This window comes from Pseudomonas sp. LBUM1664 (genome assembly GCF_059695895.1).
The window spans coordinates 4,531,699-4,552,314 of sequence record NZ_CP166791.1 but is presented as its reverse complement, the minus strand read 5'-3'; the positions used below and the strand labels follow the sequence as shown (position 1 = coordinate 4,552,314).

The following is a 20,616-nucleotide window of genomic DNA, read 5'->3' as shown; positions in this document are numbered from 1 at the left end:
GCACTTTTTCGAGGGGGCTTTCACTGTGTGGGAATTGGTCAAATCCGGCGGCTGGATGATGTTACCGATCATTCTGAGTTCCATCGCGGCACTGGGCATCGTTGCCGAACGCCTGTGGACCCTGCGGGCCAGCCGCGTGGCTCCGGAGCATTTGGTCGGACAGGTCTGGGTCTGGATCAAGGACAAACAACTGAACAAGGACAAGCTCAAGGAGCTGCGGGCCAGTTCGCCTTTGGGGGAAATCCTCGCCGCGGGCCTGGCGAACTCCAAGCATGGTCGCGAGATCATGAAAGAGTGCATTGAAGAAGCCGCCGCCCGGGTCATCCATGAGCTGGAGCGCTACATCAACGCCCTGGGCACCATCGCCGCTATGTCCCCGCTGCTGGGCCTTTTGGGGACGGTGCTGGGCATGATCGATATTTTCAGCGCGTTTACCGGCTCTGGCATGACCACTAACGCCGCGGTGCTGGCGGGCGGTATTTCCAAGGCCCTGATCACCACCGCCGCTGGCCTGATGGTGGGTATCCCAGCCGTGTTCTTCCATCGGTTCCTGCAACGACGCATCGACGAACTGGTGGTGGGCATGGAACAGGAAGCCATCAAACTGGTCGAGGTGGTACAGGGTGACCGTGACGTGGACCTGGCCGGGGACAAGAAGTGAAATTCCGCCGCAAACCACGGGAAAACATTGATATCAACCTCGCGTCGCTGATCGACGTGGTGTTCATCTTGTTGCTGTTTTTCGTCGTGACCACCACCTTCACCCGGGAAACCCAGCTCAAGGTCGAATTGCCGGAAGCCGTCAGCGGCTCGCCGGCCGAAGACCAGCAGCTGAAAAACCTGGAAATCACCATCAGCGCCGAAGGGGCGTTCTCGGTGAACAACCAGTTGCTGCCCAAGAGCGACCTGGCGAGCCTGATCGAAGCCTTGCAGAAGGAGTCCGGCGGCGACACCAAGCTGCCGCTGTCCATCAGCGCTGACGGCAAGACCCCTCATCAATCCGTCATCACCGCCATGGACGCGGCCGGCAAGCTCGGCTTCAGCCATCTGCGCATGACCACGGTCGAGGCGGCGCCTGCACCCTGATGGCCATGTCCGATCGATTGCTCGCCGCCTGGTACGAAGGTCACCCGGCCTTGACGTTGTTGCGGCCACTGGAGTGGCTGTACCGGCGGGTGGTGGACAGTAAGCGCAAGCGTTTCCTGGCGGGTGAGGGTGAGATTTACCAGCCGCCCGTGCCGCTGATTGTCGTCGGCAACATCACCGTGGGGGGCACCGGCAAGACGCCGCTGATCCTGTGGATGATCCAGCACTGCCAGCGCAGTGGCCTGCGGGTTGGCGTGGTCAGCCGGGGTTATGGCGCCAAGCCGCCGCAACTGCCGTGGCGAGTCGAAGCTGATCAGGGGGCCGACATCGCAGGCGACGAGCCGCTGCTGATCGTCCAGCGCACCGGCGTACCGCTGATGATCGATCCGGACCGCAGCCGTGCGGTCCGGGCGTTGCTTGCAGCCGAACCGCTGGACCTGATTTTGTCCGACGACGGCATGCAACATTATCGGCTGGCCCGGGACCTTGAACTCGTACTGATCGACAATGCCCGAGGCCTGGGTAACCGGCGTTGTCTGCCTGCCGGCCCGTTGCGCGAACCGGTCGAGCGCCTGCAATCGGTAGACGCCGTACTCTACAATGGCGCCAGTGCCGACCGTGAAGGCGGCTTCGCCTTCGAGTTGCAGCCCACTGCCCTGGTGAACCTGGCCAGCGGCGAACGACGGCCCCTCGACCATTTTCCGCCCGGCCAGGCATTGCACGCCGTGGCTGGCATCGGCAATCCGCAGCGTTTCTTCAAAACCCTCGAAACGCTACACTGGCGGCCAATACCTCACGTGTTTGCCGATCACGCCGAATACAGCGCCCAGGCCTTGAATTTTACGCCGGCGTTACCGGTGGTCATGACGGAAAAGGACGCGGTCAAATGCCGTGCCTTCGCCGCGCCTGACTGGTGGTACCTGGCGGTGGACGCAGCGCCATCACAGGCCTTCGCGGTCTGGTTCGATATGCAGTTGATGCGTCTGTTGCCGGATCGGCTTTTACCTTAAACCTTTTATCCAGGGGAATTTCATGGACACCAAATTGCTCGACATTCTGGCCTGCCCGGTCTGCAAAGGCCCACTCAAGCTCAGCGCCGACAAGACCGAACTGATCAGCAAGGGTGCTGGCCTGGCTTATCCGATTCGCGACGGCATCCCGGTGATGCTCGAAAGCGAAGCCCGCACCCTGACCACCGATGAGCGCCTGGAGAAATGACCGCAGCCTTTACCGTTGTCATTCCGTCGCGCTTCGCCTCGACGCGCCTGCCCGGCAAACCGTTGCTGTCGATCGCCGGCAAGCCGATGATCCAGCACGTGTGGGAGCAGGCTTGCAAGAGCAGCGCCCAGCGTGTGGTGGTGGCGACGGACGATGCGCGCATCGTGGAGGCCTGCAAGGGGTTTGGCGCCGAGGTGGTGCTGACCCGCGAAGATCACAACTCGGGTACCGATCGCCTGGCGGAGGTCGCTGCGAAGTTGAGCCTGGAACCCGACGCCATCGTGGTCAATGTGCAGGGCGACGAGCCGTTGATCCCGCCCAGCGTGATCGATCAGGTTGCTGCCAACCTGGCGGCTCACACCGAAGCGCGCATGGCTACTCTGGCCGAGCCGATCAAGGATGTGCAGACCCTGTTCAACCCTAACGTGGTCAAGGTGGTCAGTGACCTCAACGGTCTGGCGCTGACGTTCAGCCGCGCGACATTGCCCTGGGCCCGGGATGCGTTCGCTCAAGGCCGGGACGTGCTGCCGGAAGGCGTGCCGTATCGCCGTCACATTGGTATCTACGCCTACCGCGCCGGTTTCCTCCAGGACTTCGTTGCCTGGGGCCCGTGCTGGCTGGAAAACACCGAATCCCTGGAACAGCTGCGTGCCCTGTGGCACGGCGTGCGGATCCATGTTGCTGATGCGCTGATCGCCCCACCGACCGGCGTTGACACTCCCGAAGACCTCGAGCGCGTTCGTCGCCTGCTGGAGGCCTGATGCGGGTTCTGTTCGTCTGCCTCGGCAACATCTGCCGATCACCCACCGCCGAAGGCATCTTGCGGCATAAGCTGCGTGAGGCCGGGCTGGCCGGGCAGGTAGAAGTTGCCTCCGCCGGCACTGGTGACTGGCACGTGGGCAAGGCCCCGGACAAGCGCAGCCAGGCTGCGGCCCTGCGACGCGGCTATGACTTGTCGGCCCAACGTGCGCAGCAGGTGACCCGTGCCGATTTTGCCGCCTACGACCTGATCCTGGCGATGGACAGCAGCAACCTGCACAGTCTCAAGGCCCTGCAACCGGCCAATGGCGGGGCTGAGCTGGATCTGTTCCTGCGTCGCTACGAGGCCGAACTCGATGACGTGCCGGACCCGTACTACGACGGCGAACAGGGCTTCGAGCACGTGCTGGATTTGCTCGAACTCGCCACGGACCGCCTGGTCGTCGAATTGAAGGGGCGGTTATGACCTTGCAGGTACAGGCGGGCGTCAGCCTCAAACCGTTCAACAGCTTCGGTGTGGACGTTACGGCTCGGTTGTTCGCTCAAGCCCACAGCGATGGGGATGTTCGCGAGGCGCTGGCCTATGCAACCGCACATGAAGTGCCGTTGCTGGTGATCGGCGGCGGCAGCAACCTGCTGCTGACCGGCAACATCGATGCACTGGTGCTGCGCATGGCCAGCCAGGGCGTTCGACTGCTCAGCGATGACGGCGAACGGGTGGTGGTCGAGGCCGAAGCAGGGGAGCCGTGGCACCCATTTGTTCAACACACGCTGGCGCAAGGCTGGTCGGGGCTGGAGAACCTCAGCCTGATCCCCGGTACGGTGGGCGCCGCGCCGATGCAGAACATCGGTGCCTACGGCGTGGAGATCAAGGATGTATTTGCCGGCCTCACCGCCCTGGATCGTCAAACCGGTGAGCTGCACGATTTCACACTTGAAGAATGCCGTTTCGCCTACCGCGACAGCCTGTTCAAACAGCAAGCAGGTCGCTGGTTGATCCTGCGGGTACGTTTTGTCCTCAGTCGCGCCGCGCATTTGCATCTGGAGTACGGCCCGGTCCGCCAACGGTTGACCGAGCAGGGCATCGATCAGGCAACTCCCACCGATGTCAGCCGGGCCATTTGCAGCATTCGCAGCGAAAAACTCCCAGACCCCGCCGTGCTCGGCAACGCCGGAAGTTTCTTCAAGAACCCGCTGGTGCCGGCCACGCAAGTGGCGCAACTCAAGGTGCAATACCCGGATCTGGTGGCTTATCCACAGCCCGAAGGGCAGATGAAAATCGCCGCGGGTTGGCTGATTGAGCGGGCCGGTTGGAAGGGCTTTCGCGAAGGTGACGCCGGGGTGCATCAGTTGCAGGCGCTGGTGCTGGTCAACTATGGCAATGCCACTGGCCCGCAACTGCTGGACCTGGCCCTGCGCATCCAGAAAGACATTGCCGAACGTTTCCAGGTCGATCTGGAAATGGAACCCAATCGGTACTGAACGCCGCTTTCATCGACGGCCAAAAACGCCCTGTACAACCTCGCGCAAGGATCATTTGTGCAGGATCGTGCAGGGCGTTTTGCTTGATCCTGGGTTAATTTAGCTCCCTACGGTGCGACCATCGCACCCTTGAAGGCCCGGTGCAGATACCCGCGTGTGTGCACAAGAGAGCCCGATCAGCCTGAGCCAGTCTGCGACAACCGAACCGATACCCAAGCGGCAGATTGCTCGACCCCATAACTCGATAACTATGCGGGCGTGCCCATGATTACCCTGAAACTCAATGGAAAAAATCATCAACTGGATGTGACCGAGGACATGCCTCTGCTGTGGGCTATCCGGGATGTGGCCGGTTACAACGGCACCAAATTCGGTTGCGGCATGGGCCTGTGTGGCGCGTGCACCATCCACATCGACGGCGCCCCGGCGCGCAGTTGCATCACGCCAATCGGCTCTGTGAAAGGGCAGAACATCAGCACCATCGACGAGCTTCACGCTGACCCGGTTGGACAAGTCGTCCAACAGGCCTGGCTCGATACCGCTGTGGCACAGTGTGGTTACTGCCAGGGCGGGCAGATCATGTCCGCCACCGCATTGCTCAAGACCAACCCCGACCCGAGCGATGAGCAGATCGAAGAAGCCATGGTCGGCAACATCTGCCGCTGTGGCACCTATAACCGGATCAAGACCGCGATCCGCCAGGCCTCCACTCACTTGAAGGAGGCCAAGGCATGAGCCGCTTACCCAATGATTTTGTGCTGAGCAACCTCAGCCGTCGTGGCTTCCTCAAAGGCGCGAGCGCCACCGGTGTACTGGTGCTGGCCGCCAGTTGGGGCATGCCGGATGCCTTCGCCGAAGAAAAGAAATTCGGCGCCGAGGGCATGCCTCATGGCGCGGTCGACGATCCGAAGGTGTACGTGAGCATCGCCGCCGATGGCCGTGTGACGGTGATCTGCAACCGTTCGGAAATGGGCCAGGGCGTGCGCACCAGCCTGGGCATGGTGGTGGCCGATGAACTGGACGCCGACTGGGCCCGGGTTTTGGTGCAGCAGGCGCCGGCTGATGAAGTGCGCTTCGGCAATCAGGACACCGACGGTTCACGCAGCATGCGCCACTGGTACGAGCCGATGCGCCGTTGCGGTGCCGCCGCCCGGACCATGCTGGAACAGGCCGCCGCCGCGCAGTGGAACGTCCCGGTGGGCGAATGCCGTGCCCAATTGCACAAGGTCGTGCATCAGTCGTCTGGTCGGGAGCTGGGTTACGGCGCGTTGGCCGCTGCGGCCAGTGCCTTGCCGGTGCCAGCCCGTGACAGCCTGCGTCTCAAGGAGCCTTCGGCGTTTCGCTACATCGGCAAGGAAGCGACCCGGGCCATCGATGGCGCAGACATCGTCAACGGCCGTGCGGTGTACGGTGCCGATGTGCATTTGGACGGCATGCTTTACGCCGTCGTTGCTCGCCCGCCGGTCTATGGCGGCAAGGTCAAGTCCGTGGACAGCAGTGCGGCGCTGAAAGTACCCGGCGTGATTAAGGTGGTGCAGATCGAAGGGCGTCCGCTGCCCTCGGAATTCCAGCCCTTGGGCGGCGTGGCAGTGGTGGCGAAAAACACCTGGGCGGCGATCAAGGGCCGCGAAGCGCTGAAAATCGAGTGGGACGATGGCCCGAATGCCGGTTATGACTCCATCGCCTACCGTAAGGAACTGGAGGCCGCTGCTCTCAAACCCGGAAAAGTCCTACGCAACACCGGTGACATCGACGACGCGCTGGCCAAGGCCGACTCGACCCTGGAAGCCGCGTATTACCTGCCGCACTTGTCTCAGTCGCCTATGGAGCCGATGGTCGCCGTCGCCCGTTTCAAGGATGGCCAGTGCGAAGCCTGGGCGCCGAGCCAGGCACCGCAGGTTACTCGTGAACGCATTGCTGAACGCCTGGCAATCCCCTTCGACAAGGTCACGGTGAACATCACGCTGCTGGGCGGTGGTTTCGGACGCAAGTCAAAGCCCGACTTTGTCATCGAAGCGGCCGTGCTGGCCAAGGAGTTTCCAGGCCAGGCGGTGCGGGTGCAATGGACCCGTGAAGACGACATCCATCACTCGTATTTCCACACCGTGTCGGCCGAATACCTGAAGGCTGGCCTGAACCAGGATGGCATGCCGTCCGGCTGGCTGCACCGCACCGTAGCCCCGAGCATCACCGCGCTGTTTGCACCGGGCATGACCCACGAGGCGCCGTTCGAAGTGGGCATGGGCGTGACCAACATGGCCTACGCCATTCCCAACATGCGCCTGGAAAACCCTGAAGCGGTGGCCCATACCCGGGTTGGCTGGTATCGCTCGGTGTCGAACATTCCCCACGGTTTTGCGATTCAGAGTTTCATCGACGAATTAGCCCACAAGGCCGGTCAGGATCCGTTGAAGTACCAGATCAAATTGCTTGGCCCGGATCGTAAGATCGATCCGCGGACGTTGAATGAAGAATGGAACTACGGCGAATCCCCCGAACGTTATCCCATCGATACGGCGCGGATCCGCACCGTGCTGGAAACCGCTGCGAAGGCGGCCGGTTGGGGCCGAAAACTGCCCAAGGGGCGCGGTCTGGGGCTGGCGGTGCACTACAGCTTTGTCACTTACGTGGCGGCTGTCATCGAGGTGGAGGTCAAGGGCGATGGCACGGTGATCGTGCACAAAGCAGATATCGCCGTGGACTGTGGCCCGCAGATCAACCCCGAGCGCATCCGCTCCCAGTTCGAAGGCGCCTGCGTCATGGGCCTGGGCAATGCGATGGTGGGGGAAATCAGCTTCAAGGATGGCAAAGTCCAGCAGGACAATTTCCACATGTACGAAGTGGCACGCCTGTCCCTGGCGCCCAAGGAAGTGGCCGTGCATTTGGTCACTCCTCCGGGTGAGGTGCCGTTGGGCGGCGTCGGTGAACCGGGTGTGCCGCCGATTGCGCCGGCGTTGTGCAATGCGCTTTTTGCGGCCACGGGCAAGCGCATCCGTAGCCTGCCGGTGCGTTATCAACTGCAAGGCTGGCAATAGGCGAAAATTTGATGGACAGCGTCGATCTGAACGTCCTGCGCAGCGTGCTTCAATGGCGCCGCGCCGGGCAGCGAGTCGTGTTGTTCACCGTGGTCCAAACCTGGGGCACGGCGCCAAGGCCTCCGGGAGCGATGCTGGCCTTGCGCGAGGATGGTGTGGTGATTGGCTCGGTGTCTGGCGGTTGCGTCGAAGATGACTTGATCGCCCGGCTGCATGACGGTCGCATCCCGGCGGACGGGCCGCCGGTGCAGTTGATCACCTACGGCGTCACCCGCGAGGAGGCGGCGCGTTTCGGTCTGCCGTGCGGCGGCACTCTGCGTCTTACCGAAGAGCGGGTTGGCGATTGGCAATGGGTCGCCGAATTGCTGGAGCGTTGCCAAGCCCATGAGATTGTCGCCCGTGAGCTGACCGTCGCCACCGGCAGCGTAGCTCTGACCCCGGCCAGTAAAACTGACGCCTTGCTGTTCGACGGCCAAGTCCTGCGGGCGATTTACGGCCCACGCTGGCGGCTGCTGTTGATCGGCGCCGGACAGCTGTCGCGCTATGTGGCAGAAATGGCCCGGCTGCTGGACTTCGAAGTGCTGATCTGCGATCCGCGCAAGGAATTTGCCTACGGTTGGGAAGAGCAACAGGGTCGCTTCGTCTGCGGCATGCCCGACGAAGCGGTGTTGAACATCCAGACCGACGAGCGCACGGCGATTGTTGCCCTGACCCATGACCCACGCCTGGACGACATGGCGCTGCTGACAGCCCTGGACTCCAAGGCTTTTTATGTCGGGGCCCTGGGTTCTAGGGTCAACAGTCAGAAGCGCCGGGATAACCTGGCTCAGCTAGGCTTGTCAGCACAGGCCATTGAACGGCTGCACGGGCCGGTCGGCTTGCACATAGGTAGCCATACTCCGGCGGAAATCGCCTTGTCGCTGCTGGCCGAAATCGTTGCCATCAAAAATGGTGTCGAGCTGCGTCAGAAAAAGCCGCTGTAAGCCGCAGGCAAGGAGGGTGTATGGCTGAATCGATTGGCGTGATCATTCTCGCTGCCGGATCGGGTAGCCGTTTCCGTCAGGTTGCAGGCCCGGACAAGGATAAATTACTGGCCAACTGCACGGGGCGTGACGGCGCCGTCCGATCGGTGATCGAGCAGGTGCTGATGAATTTGCCAGCCTCTCTGGATAAGCGCGTGCTGGTGACTCGCGAGGATCGCCCACAGGCCATTCGCATGGCCCAGGCCTATGGATGCGATTTCGTAGCGCTGGACTCGCCTGGCCTGGGTGACAGCATCGCGGCGGGAGTCCGGGCCTGTCCAGATCTTGATGGCTGGTTGATTGTGCTGGGAGACATGCCGTTCATCCTGCCGTCGAGTATCGAGCGGGTGGCGGCGGGGATCCGTGAGGATGGCATCAGCGTGCCGGTTCTTGCGGGTGAGTACGGACATCCCGTGGGGTTTGGCCGTCAGTTTGGTCCGAAATTAATGGCGCTGAGCGGCGATCGCGGTGCCAAGGCATTGTTCGCCGGGGCGCATGGGGTCGAAGTGGCGGTGGACGATCCTGGCGTGGTGTGGGACGTGGATGTGCCTGAAGCGCTGACCTTCAAATAACAGCCCACGCAGACCCCCTGCTCGCGAAGTCGGTCTGACATTCAACATTGATGCAAGCTGACCCACCGCCATCGCGAGCAAGCTCGGCTCCCACAATAAGTCTGAAGGCATAAAAAAGCCCCGCCTGGCATTACCAGGCGGGGCTTTTTACTGGGCGGTGGAATCAGGCGTGAGGTTTAGGCTCGTGCTCTTTTTCCAGGGCTTCAGCGTGTTGCGGCGCAACTTCTTCAGCGTGATGCTGAGGTTCGTCGATCACCGGAGCCGATTCAACCGGGGCGGGTTCGGCAGGGGTTTCAGCGACCGGGGCAGGGGCTGCCTCGACTGCTTCCACTACCGGAACTGGCTCGGCGGCAGGTGCTTGAGCAGCGGCAGCTTGTTCGGCTTCCTTCTGCAGACGCTCGGCTTCACGCTTGCGACGGCGTACTTCACGCGGATCGTTCGGCGCGCGGCCGTTCGGGGTCAGAGCGCTGGCAGGTGCAGGCTCATCCACCGGGGCCGGTGCTTCGGCAACCACCGGCGCCTCGACCACTGGAGCAGGCTCAACCACTTCTGGTTCGACCGCCTTCACTGGCTCTGGCTCGGGTGCTGGCTCAACGACCGGCGTCGGTGCGGCTGGCTCTGCGTGCCAGTTGAACGCGGTCTGCTCCTCACGTACAGGCTCCGGTGCCTGTTCCTGAACCGGTGCTTCAACGGCTGCTTCAACGGCAACCACTGGCTGCTCGACGACCGGTGCAGGCTCGGCGACAACTTCGGCTTCAGGCTGGGTTTCACGAGCCGGTGCGACTTCCACTTCTGGCGCAGCAGCGATTTCTACCGGGGTAGTGGCTTCGACCACAGGTGCTTCAACCGACGCGTTTTCCACCACAGCGGTGGCGCGTTCGGCCTGCTCGTGAGCCTCGGCTTCGGCCGGGGCGCTGATCGAGCTGCTGGCAACCGCGGCGGTGACGGCCAGGCCGGCGGCCAGGTCGGCAGCGCTTGGCGCTTCGGCGTTCTCAGCGGATTCGGATTCTTCCGAACCTTCGATCACGTTGCCGTTGGCATCGCGCTGACGTTCACGACGGTTGCTGCGACGACGCTGACCACGGGAGCGGCGGCGTGGACGATCGCCTTCGGCGTTGTCCTGACCGTCTTCCTGCAGTTGCTCTTCGGTGTTCAGCACTTCTTCTTCTTCTTCGCTGGCAGCGGCGGCTGCCTGCTCGGCACGTGGCTGACGCTCTTCACGTGGGGCGCGCGGTGCGCGTTCCTCGCGAGGCTGGCGAGCCGGACGCTCTTCAGCGATGGCGGCAGCGGCCGGGGCGGCATCCAGTGGCTCGCGCAGTTCGCGAACACGCTCTTCACGCTCGCCACGTGGCTTGCGCTCTTCGCGGGGAGCACGCGGCTGGCGTTCTTCACGCGGTGCACGCGGCGCGCGCTCTTCACGGGCTACGGCTGCTGGTGCTTCCTCACGGGCTTCACGAGGCTGGCGCTCTTCACGCGGTTCACGTGGGGCGCGTTCTTCACGCGGTGCACGTTCTTCGCGCGGCTTGCGCTCTTCGTCACGACGACCGTTGCGGTTGCGGGTCTGTTGGCGACCGTTACGGCGTTCTTCGTTGCGGGCAGGACGTTCGGCGGCAGGCTTGGCGACCACGACCGGCGCGGCAGGCTCTTCCTTGATGGCGAACAGGCTGACCAGCGATTTCACCAGGCCCTTGAACAGGCTCGGCTCAGGCACGACGGCGGGGGCGGCAACCGGAGCGGCCTCTTCGGTCGGCACCGGAGCGTTGGCACGGGCCGGAGCGGTCTTGACCGCTGCTTCCTGGCGAACCAGGGTACGGGTGGCGGCGGCAGCCGGCTGGACTTCTTCCACTTCGGCAGCGGCAGCGGCGATCTCGTAGCTGGACTGGTTGGTGTGGGCTTCCGGGCTGTCGTCGCGCAGGCGCTGGACTTCGAAGTGCGGCGTCTCGAGGTGATCGTTCGGCAGAATGACGATACGGGCCCGGGTGCGCAGTTCGATCTTGGTGATCGAGTTGCGTTTTTCGTTGAGCAGGAACGCCGCCACCGGGATCGGCACTTGGGCGCGAACTTCGGCGGTGCGATCTTTCAGGGCTTCTTCTTCGATCAGGCGCAGGATCGCCAGGGACAACGACTCGACGTCACGAATGATGCCGGTGCCGTTGCAACGCGGGCAGACGATGCCGCTGCTTTCGCCCAGGGACGGACGCAGGCGCTGACGGGACATTTCCAGCAGGCCGAAGCGCGAGATGCGACCGACTTGTACGCGAGCGCGGTCGGCTTCCAGGCATTCACGGACTTTTTCTTCCACGGCGCGCTGGTTCTTGGCCGGGGTCATGTCGATGAAGTCGATGACGATCAGGCCGCCGATGTCGCGCAGGCGCAACTGACGGGCGATTTCTTCGGCGGCTTCAAGGTTGGTCTGCAGGGCGGTTTCTTCGATGTCGCTGCCTTTGGTGGCGCGCGCCGAGTTGATGTCGATGGACACCAGGGCTTCGGTCGGATCGATGACGATGGAGCCGCCGGACGGCAGTTCGACGACGCGCTGGAAGGCGGTCTCGATCTGGCTTTCGATCTGGAAACGGTTGAACAGTGGAACGCTGTCTTCGTAGAGCTTGATCTTGCTGGCGTACTGCGGCATCACCTGACGAATGAAGGTCAGGGCTTCGTCCTGGGCTTCGACGCTGTCGATCAGCACTTCGCCGATGTCCTGGCGCAGGTAATCGCGGATGGCGCGGATAATCACGTTGCTTTCCTGATAGATCAGGAACGGCGCGGAGCGATCCAGTGAGGCTTCTTTGATGGCGGTCCACAGTTGCAGCAGGTAGTCGAGGTCCCACTGCATTTCTTCGCTGCTGCGGCCAAGGCCGGCAGTGCGCACGATCAGACCCATGTCAGCCGGGGCAACCAGGCCGTTCAGCGCTTCACGCAGTTCGTTGCGCTCTTCGCCTTCGATGCGACGGGAGATGCCACCGGCACGCGGGTTGTTCGGCATCAGGACCAGGTAACGGCCGGCCAGGCTGATGAAGGTGGTCAGGGCTGCGCCCTTGTTGCCACGTTCTTCTTTTTCGACCTGAACGATGACTTCCTGGCCTTCGCTCAGGACGTCCTTGATGTTGACGCGGCCTTCAGGGGCTTTCTTGAAGTATTCGCGGGAGATTTCTTTGAGGGGCAGGAAGCCGTGGCGCTCAGAGCCAAAATCGACAAAGGCAGCCTCAAGGCTTGGTTCGATGCGAGTAATCCGGCCTTTATAGATGTTGGCCTTCTTCTGCTCGCGTGCACCGGATTCGATATCCAGGTCATAGAGGCGCTGGCCATCTACCAGTGCAACACGCAACTCTTCGGGTTGAGTTGCGTTAATCAGCATTCTTTTCATGTAGTACCGTCGGTTTCCGGGCTGCCGGAAACGGCGTTCGGCACACACGACTTCTCACGGTCGGTGTCAGGTGCGTCATGGAAGTGGTTGGCCACTCCAGTGTCCAGCGAGTTCGACCCAATAATGGCGAAGTCGCGACGGACGCGTCCTGCTTGCTGGCTGTTCAAGCACTCAGTCAGGAGGAGGAATCAACCGGCGCCTGTGGACGAGATGAAGCGTCTAAATATAAGCCTAGTGCTACACAGTCCGACGGTTGTACATCTCCACCCTACACGTATCCCTGATAATCGGGTGCTGCCGCGCGCAGAATCCGCAGCGGGTTGGCATTTACCGTGAGCTCCGAAAGGGGAGGTCACGCATCATGGCTAATTTAGGCGTTGTTTCCGAAGCGCTCGCTCGGGGTCGTTCCCAGCTGACTGCACTTTGTGAACTGGCCGTGAATGTGGCGCGCAAGGCGAGTCAAAACTCTGCTCTGCGGCGTATTTCAGGCCTCATGTCACCTGCGCTCGTTACACCTGCAAACTCTACCGTTACGTAGCGAAAGCTCCGTAGGACGGCCTCTCGTCCTCGTGAATTGCGTTGGTCAGGGCCGGTTTTTGACCGCTAGTCCGCTGTCCAGCCACTTTTGGCGGCGTTCGCGACTATAGCAGCAATGATTAAGTGCTTCAATTCCATAAAAAATTGTTATGATCGCCGCCATGACAACTACTGCCCCTTCGACCCCTGCCGTTCAACTGCTCGAGGTCTCGCCGGAATATGCCGGCCAACGAATCGATAATTTCCTGCTAGCCCGGCTCAAAGGCGTGCCCAAGACCTTGATTTATCGCATTTTGCGCAAGGGCGAAGTGCGGGTGAACAAAGGTCGGATCAAGCCCGAGTACAAGCTCCAGGCGGGCGACATCGTGCGCGTGCCGCCGGTTCGCGTGCCCGAGCGCGATGAGCCGGTGCCTCTGGCCCAAGGTCTGTTGCAGCGCCTGGAGGCCTCGATCGTCTATGAAGACAAGGCGCTGATCGTGATCAACAAGCCCGCGGGCATTGCGGTTCACGGCGGCAGCGGCCTGAATTTCGGCGTGATCGAAGCCTTTCGTCAGTTGCGTCCCGACACCAAGGAGCTGGAGCTGGTCCATCGCCTGGATCGCGACACCTCTGGCCTGTTGATGATCGCCAAGAAGCGCAGCATGCTGCGCCACTTGCACGAGCAATTGCGCGGCGACGGCATCGACAAACGCTATATGGCGCTGGTGCGCGGTCGTTGGGATACCTCTATCAAGCAAGTCCGCGCGCCGTTGCTCAAGAGCAACCTGCGTTCTGGCGAGCGCATGGTTGAAGTCAACGAAGAGGGTAAGGAGGCATTGACGGTTTTCAAGGTGCTGCGCCGTTTCGGCGACTTTGCCACCATGGTCGAGGCCAAGCCGGTGACTGGTCGTACTCACCAGATTCGCGTCCACACCCTGCACGCCGGGCATTGCATCGCCGGTGACAGCAAGTACGGTGATGACGATTTCACCAAGGAAATTCGCGATTTGGGCGGCAAGCGTTTGTTTCTCCATGCCTACATGCTTACCGTACCGCTGCCCGATGGTGGCGAGCTGAAATTGCAGGCCCCAGTCGATGACATGTGGGCCAAGACCGTGGAGCGGTTGAGTGCATCCTGATTACAAACTGCTGATCTTTGATTGGGACGGTACGCTGGCCAATTCCATTGGTCGGATCGTGGAGGCGATGCATGTCGCTTCGGACCGGACGGGTTTTGCCAGGCGTGACGACTTTGCGGTGAAAGGCATCATCGGCCTCGGGCTGCCGGAAGCGATTCGCAGTCTCTACCCGGCGATCGACGACGATGAGCTGGTGGTTTTCCGTCAGCATTACGCCGACCACTACATTGCGCTGGAGGTCGAGCCTTCGCCGTTGTTCGATGGCGTGGCCGCCACCCTTGAAACCCTGCGGACCGAGGGCTATCACCTGGCTGTCGCGACCGGCAAGGCCCGTCGCGGGCTGGATCGGGTGTTGAAGTCTCATGGCTGGGAAGATTATTTCGACATCACCCGCGCCGCGGACGAAACCGCCAGCAAACCGCACCCTCTGATGCTTGAGCAGATCCTTTCCCACTGCGACGTACGGCCTGAGCAGGCGCTGATGGTGGGGGATTCGTCGTTCGATCTGCAGATGGCGCGCAATGCCGGCATGGGGTCGGTGGCCGTCAGCTACGGCGCGCAGACGATCGAGGCGCTACGGGCATTCGAACCGCAACTGGCTATCGACCATTTTCCTGAATTGCACGCCTGGCTGAGCCGGCGAGCCCATTAAGTTTTGCTGGGGATTGATGCATGACCGACGAATGGAAAGCACCTGCCAAGGCGAGCGCCGAGAGCGGTGACGATAAAAGCTGGAAACTGTTGGAAAAGACCTTGCTGGCCGGCGTGCAGGAGCAGCGTCGCTCCCGTCGCTGGGGGATCTTCTTCAAGCTGCTGACGTTTGTTTATCTCTTTGTCGCGCTGGCGCTGTTCACGCCGCTGATGGATATGGAAAAAAGCGCTGTCAGCGGTTCGGCGTATACCGCGGTGATCGACATCGAAGGCGTGATCGCCGACAAGGAGCCTGCCAGTGCGGACAATATCGTCGGTAGCTTGCGGGCTGCTTTCGAGGATTCGAAGGTAAAAGGCATAGTGCTGCGCATTAACAGTCCGGGCGGCAGCCCTGTGCAGTCGGGTTACGTTTATGACGAGATCGTTCGATTGCGCGCCTTGCATCCGGATATCAAGGTTTACGCGGTGATTTCCGATCTCGGGGCTTCCGGTGCTTATTACATTGCCAGTGCTGCGGACCAGATCTATGCCGACAAGGCGAGCCTGGTGGGCTCCATTGGGGTGACGGCGGCCGGTTATGGCTTTGTCGGGACGATGGAGAAGCTTGGCGTGGAGCGCCGGGTGTACACCTCTGGGGAGCATAAATCGTTCCTGGATCCGTTCCAGCCGCAAAAGCCTGAAGAAACTGCATTTTGGCAGGGCGTGCTCGACACCACTCACCAGCAGTTCATTGCCAGCGTCAAGAAAGGGCGCGGCGAGCGGCTCAAGGACAAGGAGCATCCGGAGTTGTTCTCCGGGCTGGTCTGGTCTGGAGAGCAGGCTTTGCCGCTGGGCCTGATCGACGGCCTGGGCAGTGCCAGTTCGGTGGCGCGGGATGTGATTGGCGAAAAAGAACTGGTCGACTTCACCATCGAAGAATCACCCTTTGATCGCTTCTCGAAGAAGCTGGGCGCGAGCATCGCCGAGCATCTGGCGATGTGGATGGGGTTCCAGGGGCCGTCGTTGCGCTGAGTATTTTGGCAGGAGAGCGTTTGCTGTGGTGAGGGAGCGCCCTCGCCACAAGTGATTTTTCGGCTCAGGGAACCCGTACACCCTCGGCCAGCAACATATCCACAAGGCGAATCAACGGCAGGCCGATCAGGCTGGTGGCGTCCGGGCCTTCGGTGCTCTGGAACAGGCTCACGCCAAGCCCCTCAGCCTTGAAACTGCCGGCGCAATCGTAGGGTTGCTCGGCCAGCAGATAGCGTTCGACGCGCTCTGGATCCAGCGTGCGCATATTGACGGTAAACGGAACGCAATCGACCTGGCAGGTACCGGTGTGGCTGTTGAGCAGCGCCAGGCCGGTCAGGAAGGTGACCTTGGCGCCGCTGGCGGCCAGCAGTTGTTCGCGGGCATTCTCGAAGGTGTGAGGCTTGCCCAGGATGCGCTCGCCGAGTACGGCCACCTGGTCTGAGCCGATGATCAGGTGTGCCGGGTGGCTGTCGGCCAGCGCCAGGGCTTTTTCTCGCGCCAGGCGTTTTACCAGTTCAAGGGCGGGCTCGCCAGGGCGGTGGCTTTCGTCGATGTCCGGCGAGCTGCAGACGAACGGCAGCCTCAGGCGGGCGAGCAAATCCCGGCGATAGACTGAGCTTGAGGCAAGTAATAAAGGCAGCATGGGCATCTCCAAATGGCTGGCCGAATTCTAGCGGGGCGCGCAAGTGACGGACAGGGCTGAATTTCCTTTGACATGGCCGGGTGCATCCCTATAATGCTGCGCCTATGTTGAATGACCCGATTCCACCTCACGTTGACCCGCGCAAATTGGCTGACCGTGGCACCACCCTTAAAGGTGAACTGCTGCTGGCCGATTTGAAGAGACTCTGCGACCCGCTTTCCGACGACGTCGGTACGGTCCAGGCCAAATTCGTTTTTGAGCGAGATGAACGTAAATCTGTGGTAATCCACAGTTTTATCGACACTGAAGTCAAAATGATTTGCCAGCGTTGTCTTGAGCTGGTCACCCTGCCGATCCACAGCGAATGCAGTTACGCCGTGGTGAAGGAGGGTGCGAATACCCAGTCGTTGCCGAAAGGTTATGACGTGCTGGAACTGGGCGAAGATCCATTGGATCTGCAGTCACTGATCGAGGAGGAGCTTCTGCTCGCCTTGCCCATTGTGCCTGCTCATCATCCGGAAGAATGCCAGCAGCCGGCGGGAGCAAATGAGCCCGAACCGAGCGAGGACGAGGTAACGCGGTCCAACCCGTTCAGTGTATTGGCGCAGTTAAAGCGTGACCCAAACGTTTAGGAGTTAATCAATTATGGCTGTTCAGCAGAACAAAAAATCCCGCTCTGCCCGCGACATGCGCCGTTCGCACGACGCTCTCGAGGCTAGCACCCTGTCTGTAGAAAAAACCACCGGTGAAGTTCACCTGCGTCACCACGTATCGCCAGAAGGCGTATACCGTGGTCGCAAAGTGATCGACAAGGGCGCTGACGAGTAATCCTTGTCCGCTCAAGTCATCGCGATTGACGCAATGGGCGGGGACTTCGGTCCCCGCAGCATTGTTCAGGCCAGTCTTGCTTGTCTGAATGCTACGCCCTCGCTGCACCTGACCCTTGTCGGTCAACCTTCCCTTCTAGAAGAAATGCTCAGCGGCCAATCGGCTGTGGATCGCGCGCGCCTGACCATTGCGCCTGCGTCCGAGGTCATTGCCATGGACGAAAAGCCGGCCCAGGCCCTGCGTGGCAAGCCCGATGCCTCGATGCGGGTGGCCCTCGAGCTGCTGCGCGACGGCAAGGTCCAGGCGTGTGTCAGTGCGGGTAATACCGGTGCGCTGATGGCGTTGTCACGCTACGTGCTCAAGACTTTGCCAGGTATCGACCGGCCGGCGATGGTGGCGGCGATCCCGACCCAGCGCGGTTTTTGCCAATTGCTCGATCTGGGCGCCAATGTCGATTGCAGCGCCGAGCATTTGCTGCAGTTTGCGGTGATGGGTTCGGTGGCGGCTGAGACCCTGGGCATCGTGCGCCCTCGCGTGGCGCTGCTGAACATCGGCACCGAAGACATCAAGGGTAACCAGCAGGTCAAGCTGGCGGCCACCTTGTTGCAGGGTGCGCGGGGCATCAACTACATCGGTTTCGTCGAGGGCGACGGTTTGTACCGGGGTGAGGCGGATGTGGTGGTGTGTGACGGCTTTGTCGGCAATATCCTGCTCAAGTCCAGCGAAGGCCTGGCAACCATGATCGGCGAGCGGATCGAGACATTGTTCAAGCAGAGCCTCGTTTCGCGGATGGTCGGGGCCCTGGCGCTGCCGTTGATGCGTCGGCTGCAGGCGGATCTGGCGCCGGCGCGGCACAACGGGGCAAGTTTCCTCGGGCTGCAGGGCATTGTGATCAAGAGTCATGGTTCGGCGGGTGTGCAAGGCTTCCAGAGCGCGATTAATCGGGCGGTGATCGAGATCCAGGGGAACTTGCCCGAGCGCCTTCATGGTCGCCTTGAGGATTTGTTAACTTAGGCGTTTTCGTCCGACAATGCTTACAATGTGACCGGTCGGTTCAACCCGCCATCCAACTGTCAGTTTCCTTGCGCCCCCAGGGGCGTCAATTTTTGACGGCAAGATCATTAGGGGCTTTGTTTTCATGTCTGCTTCCCTCGCATTCGTCTTTCCAGGACAGGGCTCGCAGTCCCTCGGCATGCTGGCCGAGCTGGGCGCGCAATACCCGCTGGTCCTGGACACATTCAAAGAAGCTTCCGATGCACTCGGCTACGACTTGTGGGCACTGACCCAGCAAGGGCCGCAAGAGCAACTCAATCAAACCGATAAAACCCAACCGGCTATCCTGACTGCCTCGATCGCGCTCTGGCGCCTGTGGCTGGCCGAAGGTGGTGCGCGCCCGGCGTTCGTTGCCGGTCATAGCCTGGGCGAATACAGCGCCCTGGTGGCGGCTGGCAGCCTGAGCCTGGGCGATGCGGTGAAACTGGTGGAGCGTCGTGGCCAGTTGATGCAAGAGGCCGTTCCGGCCGGGCAGGGCGGCATGGCCGCGATCCTCGGCCTGGAAGATGCCGACGTACTGGCAGCCTGTGCTGAAGCGGCGCAGGGCGATGTGGTCAGTGCGGTGAACTTCAACTCGCCGGGCCAGGTAGTCATTGCTGGTGCCAAGGCGGCGGTGGAGCGCGCCATCGAAGGTTGCAAGGCTCGCGGCGCCAAGCGCGCGATGCCGCTGCCAGTCAGCGTGCCGTCGCACTGCGAGCTGATGCGCCCGGCCGCTGAGCGCTTTGCCGAGTCCATCGCGGCCATCGATTGGCAGGCGCCGCAGATTCCTGTGGTGCAGAATGTCAGTGCCAGTGTGGCGCCGGATCTCGAGACTCTTAAGCGTGATCTGCTGGAACAACTCTACAAGCCGGTTCGCTGGGTCGAATCGGTACAGACCCTGGCAGCCAAGGGCGCGACCGAACTGGTCGAGTGCGGCCCTGGCAAGGTGCTGGCCGGTCTGAACAAACGCTGCGCCGAAGGCGTGTCGACTTCCAATCTCAACACCCCAGACGCTTTCGCTGCCGCCCGTGCAGCGCAGGCCTGAACAGGAGAAGCTTGCATGAGTCTGCAAGGTAAAGTTGCACTGGTGACCGGCGCAAGCCGTGGCATCGGCCAGGCCATTGCCCTGGAACTGGGTCGTCAAGGCGCCATCGTTGTCGGCACCGCGACTTCCGCTTCGGGCGCCGAGCGTATCGCCGCGACCCTGAAGGAAAACGGCATTCAAGGCACCGGCCTTGAACTGAACGTCACCCGTGACGAATCCGTTGCGGCGGTGTTGGCAAGTATTCAGGAACAGTTCGGTGCGCCGGCGATCCTGGTCAATAATGCCGGCATCACCCGCGATAACCTGATGATGCGCATGAAAGATGATGAATGGTTCGATGTCATCGATACCAACCTGAACAGCCTGTACCGGCTGTCCAAGGGCGTTCTGCGTGGCATGACCAAGGCTCGTTGGGGTCGAATTATCAGTATTGGCTCGGTTGTGGGTGCCATGGGCAACGCAGGCCAAGTAAACTATGCTGCGGCGAAGGCCGGTCTGGAAGGTTTCAGCCGTGCACTGGCTCGTGAAGTGGGTTCGCGGTCGATTACGGTAAACTCGGTAGCACCGGGTTTCATCGACACCGACATGACCCGTGAACTGCCAGATGCGCAGCGCGAAGCGTTGTTGACACAGATTCCGCTGGGTCGTCTGGGGCAAGCTCAAGAAATCGCGTCCGTGGTCGCTTTTCTTGCGTCGGACGGTGCGGCATACGTGACCGGGGCTACAATCCCGGTTAACGGCGGGATGTACATGAGTTAAATGTGACGGATCGCTTCAAAAAAATGTCATACGAGCTGTCTAAAATCCGTTATAAAGCTGCAATTAATTTATAGACGGCGGCCGCAGGGTTTGAGGAGTGAAGCTTTCGGTTGAAAAACCGAAAAGTTCTTCTATACACTTACCCACTGGCCAGCTGCCTGAATTTGTCCATTAGGAGTGAAAACAAGGTATGAGCACCATCGAAGAGCGCGTCAAGAAAATCGTTGCCGAGCAACTGGGCGTTAAAGAAGAAGAAGTTGTGAACACCGCTTCCTTCGTTGAAGACCTGGGTGCCGACTCCCTTGACACCGTTGAGCTGGTGATGGCTCTGGAAGAGGAATTCGAGACCGAAATCCCTGACGAAGAAGCTGAGAAGATCACTACTGTACAAGCTGCTATCGACTACGTTACCAACCATCAGGCGTAATCGTTTTTAGTCGTCGCTAGCTGT

22 protein-coding genes are annotated in these 20,616 nt (G+C 61.2%); 20 read left to right on the top strand and 2 right to left on the bottom strand.

What is annotated here, in order from left to right:
- Positions 1-25: 25 nt before the first annotated feature.
- The 11 genes from pocA (at position 26) to ACA047_RS21230 (ending at position 9,174) form a co-directional block, all read left to right on the top strand.
- Positions 26-661, top strand: coding sequence for a flagellar polar localization protein PocA (gene pocA / locus ACA047_RS21280; protein WP_497352674.1), 636 nt, complete (start codon positions 26-28; stop codon positions 659-661).
- Entirely contained in the window at positions 658-1,086 is a 429-nt protein-coding gene (gene pocB / locus ACA047_RS21275) for a flagellar polar localization protein PocB (RefSeq protein ID WP_497352672.1), read from the top strand. Before pocA ends, pocB begins: the two co-directional genes overlap by 4 nt.
- Entirely contained in the window at positions 1,086-2,096 is a 1,011-nt protein-coding gene (gene lpxK, locus ACA047_RS21270; RefSeq protein WP_497352670.1) for a tetraacyldisaccharide 4'-kinase, read from the top strand. Before pocB ends, lpxK begins: the two co-directional genes overlap by 1 nt.
- 22 nt (positions 2,097-2,118) lie before the next feature.
- Positions 2,119-2,304, top strand: a complete 186-nt coding sequence (locus ACA047_RS21265; RefSeq protein ID WP_497352668.1) for a Trm112 family protein — start codon at positions 2,119-2,121, stop codon at positions 2,302-2,304.
- The gene (kdsB, locus tag ACA047_RS21260) at positions 2,301-3,065 is read left to right on the top strand and encodes a 3-deoxy-manno-octulosonate cytidylyltransferase (RefSeq protein ID WP_497352666.1); all 765 of its coding nucleotides are present in this window, start codon (positions 2,301-2,303) and stop codon (positions 3,063-3,065) included. Before ACA047_RS21265 ends, kdsB begins: the two co-directional genes overlap by 4 nt.
- A complete protein-coding gene (locus ACA047_RS21255; protein WP_497352664.1) occupies positions 3,065-3,529 on the top strand; it encodes a low molecular weight protein-tyrosine-phosphatase in 465 nt (154 codons plus the stop codon). The genes kdsB and ACA047_RS21255 overlap by 1 nt, the downstream gene beginning before the upstream one ends.
- Positions 3,526-4,545 (top strand): UDP-N-acetylmuramate dehydrogenase, encoded by a 1,020-nt coding sequence (gene murB / locus ACA047_RS21250; protein ID WP_497352662.1) that lies wholly within the window; start codon positions 3,526-3,528, stop codon positions 4,543-4,545. The genes ACA047_RS21255 and murB overlap by 4 nt, the downstream gene beginning before the upstream one ends.
- Positions 4,546-4,809: 264 nt before the next feature.
- Positions 4,810-5,280 carry a (2Fe-2S)-binding protein gene (locus ACA047_RS21245; RefSeq protein ID WP_497352660.1) on the top strand — a complete coding sequence of 157 codons (471 nt, stop codon included), beginning with the start codon at positions 4,810-4,812 and terminating at the stop codon, positions 5,278-5,280.
- Positions 5,277-7,580, top strand: a complete 2,304-nt coding sequence (locus ACA047_RS21240) for a xanthine dehydrogenase family protein molybdopterin-binding subunit (protein WP_497352658.1) — start codon at positions 5,277-5,279, stop codon at positions 7,578-7,580. The genes ACA047_RS21245 and ACA047_RS21240 overlap by 4 nt, the downstream gene beginning before the upstream one ends.
- Positions 7,581-7,591: 11 nt before the next feature.
- Entirely contained in the window at positions 7,592-8,563 is a 972-nt protein-coding gene (locus tag ACA047_RS21235) for an XdhC family protein (RefSeq protein WP_497352656.1), read from the top strand.
- Positions 8,564-8,583: 20 nt separating this feature from the next.
- A complete protein-coding gene (locus ACA047_RS21230) occupies positions 8,584-9,174 on the top strand; it encodes a nucleotidyltransferase family protein (RefSeq protein WP_497352654.1) in 591 nt (196 codons plus the stop codon).
- A 163-nt stretch (positions 9,175-9,337) separates the two neighbouring features.
- On the opposite strand, the gene rne is transcribed toward ACA047_RS21230, so the two are convergent.
- The gene (rne, locus tag ACA047_RS21225) at positions 9,338-12,541 is read right to left on the bottom strand and encodes a ribonuclease E (RefSeq protein ID WP_497352652.1); all 3,204 of its coding nucleotides are present in this window, start codon (positions 12,539-12,541) and stop codon (positions 9,338-9,340) included.
- A 698-nt stretch (positions 12,542-13,239) separates the two neighbouring features.
- Here rne and rluC point away from each other — a divergent pair.
- Genes rluC through sppA form a run of 3 tightly spaced genes read left to right on the top strand, consistent with a single transcriptional unit; the run spans position 13,240 to position 15,858 of the window.
- Positions 13,240-14,196, top strand: a complete 957-nt coding sequence (gene rluC / locus ACA047_RS21220) for a 23S rRNA pseudouridine(955/2504/2580) synthase RluC (protein ID WP_497352650.1) — start codon at positions 13,240-13,242, stop codon at positions 14,194-14,196.
- Positions 14,186-14,848, top strand: a complete 663-nt coding sequence (locus ACA047_RS21215; protein ID WP_497352648.1) for an HAD-IA family hydrolase — start codon at positions 14,186-14,188, stop codon at positions 14,846-14,848. Before rluC ends, ACA047_RS21215 begins: the two co-directional genes overlap by 11 nt.
- 20 nt (positions 14,849-14,868) lie before the next feature.
- Positions 14,869-15,858 (top strand): signal peptide peptidase SppA, encoded by a 990-nt coding sequence (gene sppA / locus ACA047_RS21210; RefSeq protein WP_497352646.1) that lies wholly within the window; start codon positions 14,869-14,871, stop codon positions 15,856-15,858.
- A 64-nt stretch (positions 15,859-15,922) separates the two neighbouring features.
- On the opposite strand, the gene ACA047_RS21205 is transcribed toward sppA, so the two are convergent.
- Positions 15,923-16,501 carry a Maf family protein gene (locus tag ACA047_RS21205; RefSeq protein WP_497352644.1) on the bottom strand — a complete coding sequence of 193 codons (579 nt, stop codon included), beginning with the start codon at positions 16,499-16,501 and terminating at the stop codon, positions 15,923-15,925.
- Between the two features lie 104 nt (positions 16,502-16,605).
- Here ACA047_RS21205 and ACA047_RS21200 point away from each other — a divergent pair, with 104 nt between their 5' ends.
- The 6 genes from ACA047_RS21200 (at position 16,606) to acpP (ending at position 20,592) form a co-directional block, all read left to right on the top strand.
- Positions 16,606-17,133 carry a YceD family protein gene (locus tag ACA047_RS21200; protein ID WP_497352642.1) on the top strand — a complete coding sequence of 176 codons (528 nt, stop codon included), beginning with the start codon at positions 16,606-16,608 and terminating at the stop codon, positions 17,131-17,133.
- A gap of 13 nt (positions 17,134-17,146) precedes the next feature.
- Positions 17,147-17,329 carry a 50S ribosomal protein L32 gene (rpmF, locus tag ACA047_RS21195; RefSeq protein ID WP_003179396.1) on the top strand — a complete coding sequence of 61 codons (183 nt, stop codon included), beginning with the start codon at positions 17,147-17,149 and terminating at the stop codon, positions 17,327-17,329.
- Between the two features lie 3 nt (positions 17,330-17,332).
- The gene (gene plsX, locus ACA047_RS21190; RefSeq protein WP_497352640.1) at positions 17,333-18,343 is read left to right on the top strand and encodes a phosphate acyltransferase PlsX; all 1,011 of its coding nucleotides are present in this window, start codon (positions 17,333-17,335) and stop codon (positions 18,341-18,343) included.
- 124 nt (positions 18,344-18,467) lie between these two features.
- Complete coding sequence (gene fabD, locus ACA047_RS21185) at positions 18,468-19,406, top strand: ACP S-malonyltransferase (RefSeq protein WP_497352638.1); 939 nt, start codon at positions 18,468-18,470, stop codon at positions 19,404-19,406.
- A gap of 15 nt (positions 19,407-19,421) precedes the next feature.
- Positions 19,422-20,165: a 3-oxoacyl-ACP reductase FabG gene (fabG, locus tag ACA047_RS21180; RefSeq protein ID WP_497352636.1), complete on the top strand. Its 744-nt coding sequence runs from the start codon at positions 19,422-19,424 to the stop codon at positions 20,163-20,165.
- Between the two features lie 190 nt (positions 20,166-20,355).
- On the top strand, positions 20,356-20,592 hold the full coding sequence (acpP, locus tag ACA047_RS21175) for an acyl carrier protein (protein WP_003442511.1): 237 nt from the start codon (positions 20,356-20,358) through the stop codon (positions 20,590-20,592).
- Positions 20,593-20,616 lie beyond the last annotated feature (24 nt).

What these genes read in the sequence shown, in the direction of transcription:
- ACA047_RS21240 (WP_497352658.1), top strand. Translation starts at nt 5,277, where the DNA reads ATGAGCCGCTTACCCAATGATTTTGTGCTGAGCAACCTCAGCCGTCGT.
- fabG (WP_497352636.1), top strand. Translation starts at nt 19,422, where the DNA reads ATGAGTCTGCAAGGTAAAGTTGCACTGGTGACCGGCGCAAGCCGTGGC.
- rluC (WP_497352650.1), top strand. Translation starts at nt 13,240, where the DNA reads ATGACAACTACTGCCCCTTCGACCCCTGCCGTTCAACTGCTCGAGGTC.
- ACA047_RS21205 (WP_497352644.1), bottom strand. Translation starts at nt 16,501, where the DNA reads ATGCTGCCTTTATTACTTGCCTCAAGCTCAGTCTATCGCCGGGATTTG.
- fabD (WP_497352638.1), top strand. Translation starts at nt 18,468, where the DNA reads ATGTCTGCTTCCCTCGCATTCGTCTTTCCAGGACAGGGCTCGCAGTCC.
- rpmF (WP_003179396.1), top strand. Translation starts at nt 17,147, where the DNA reads ATGGCTGTTCAGCAGAACAAAAAATCCCGCTCTGCCCGCGACATGCGC.
- sppA (WP_497352646.1), top strand. Translation starts at nt 14,869, where the DNA reads ATGACCGACGAATGGAAAGCACCTGCCAAGGCGAGCGCCGAGAGCGGT.
- ACA047_RS21255 (WP_497352664.1), top strand. Translation starts at nt 3,065, where the DNA reads ATGCGGGTTCTGTTCGTCTGCCTCGGCAACATCTGCCGATCACCCACC.
- ACA047_RS21245 (WP_497352660.1), top strand. Translation starts at nt 4,810, where the DNA reads ATGATTACCCTGAAACTCAATGGAAAAAATCATCAACTGGATGTGACC.
- lpxK (WP_497352670.1), top strand. Translation starts at nt 1,086, where the DNA reads ATGGCCATGTCCGATCGATTGCTCGCCGCCTGGTACGAAGGTCACCCG.
- acpP (WP_003442511.1), top strand. Translation starts at nt 20,356, where the DNA reads ATGAGCACCATCGAAGAGCGCGTCAAGAAAATCGTTGCCGAGCAACTG.
- ACA047_RS21230 (WP_497352654.1), top strand. Translation starts at nt 8,584, where the DNA reads ATGGCTGAATCGATTGGCGTGATCATTCTCGCTGCCGGATCGGGTAGC.
- ACA047_RS21200 (WP_497352642.1), top strand. Translation starts at nt 16,606, where the DNA reads ATGTTGAATGACCCGATTCCACCTCACGTTGACCCGCGCAAATTGGCT.
- rne (WP_497352652.1), bottom strand. Translation starts at nt 12,541, where the DNA reads ATGAAAAGAATGCTGATTAACGCAACTCAACCCGAAGAGTTGCGTGTT.
- murB (WP_497352662.1), top strand. Translation starts at nt 3,526, where the DNA reads ATGACCTTGCAGGTACAGGCGGGCGTCAGCCTCAAACCGTTCAACAGC.
- kdsB (WP_497352666.1), top strand. Translation starts at nt 2,301, where the DNA reads ATGACCGCAGCCTTTACCGTTGTCATTCCGTCGCGCTTCGCCTCGACG.
- ACA047_RS21235 (WP_497352656.1), top strand. Translation starts at nt 7,592, where the DNA reads ATGGACAGCGTCGATCTGAACGTCCTGCGCAGCGTGCTTCAATGGCGC.
- ACA047_RS21265 (WP_497352668.1), top strand. Translation starts at nt 2,119, where the DNA reads ATGGACACCAAATTGCTCGACATTCTGGCCTGCCCGGTCTGCAAAGGC.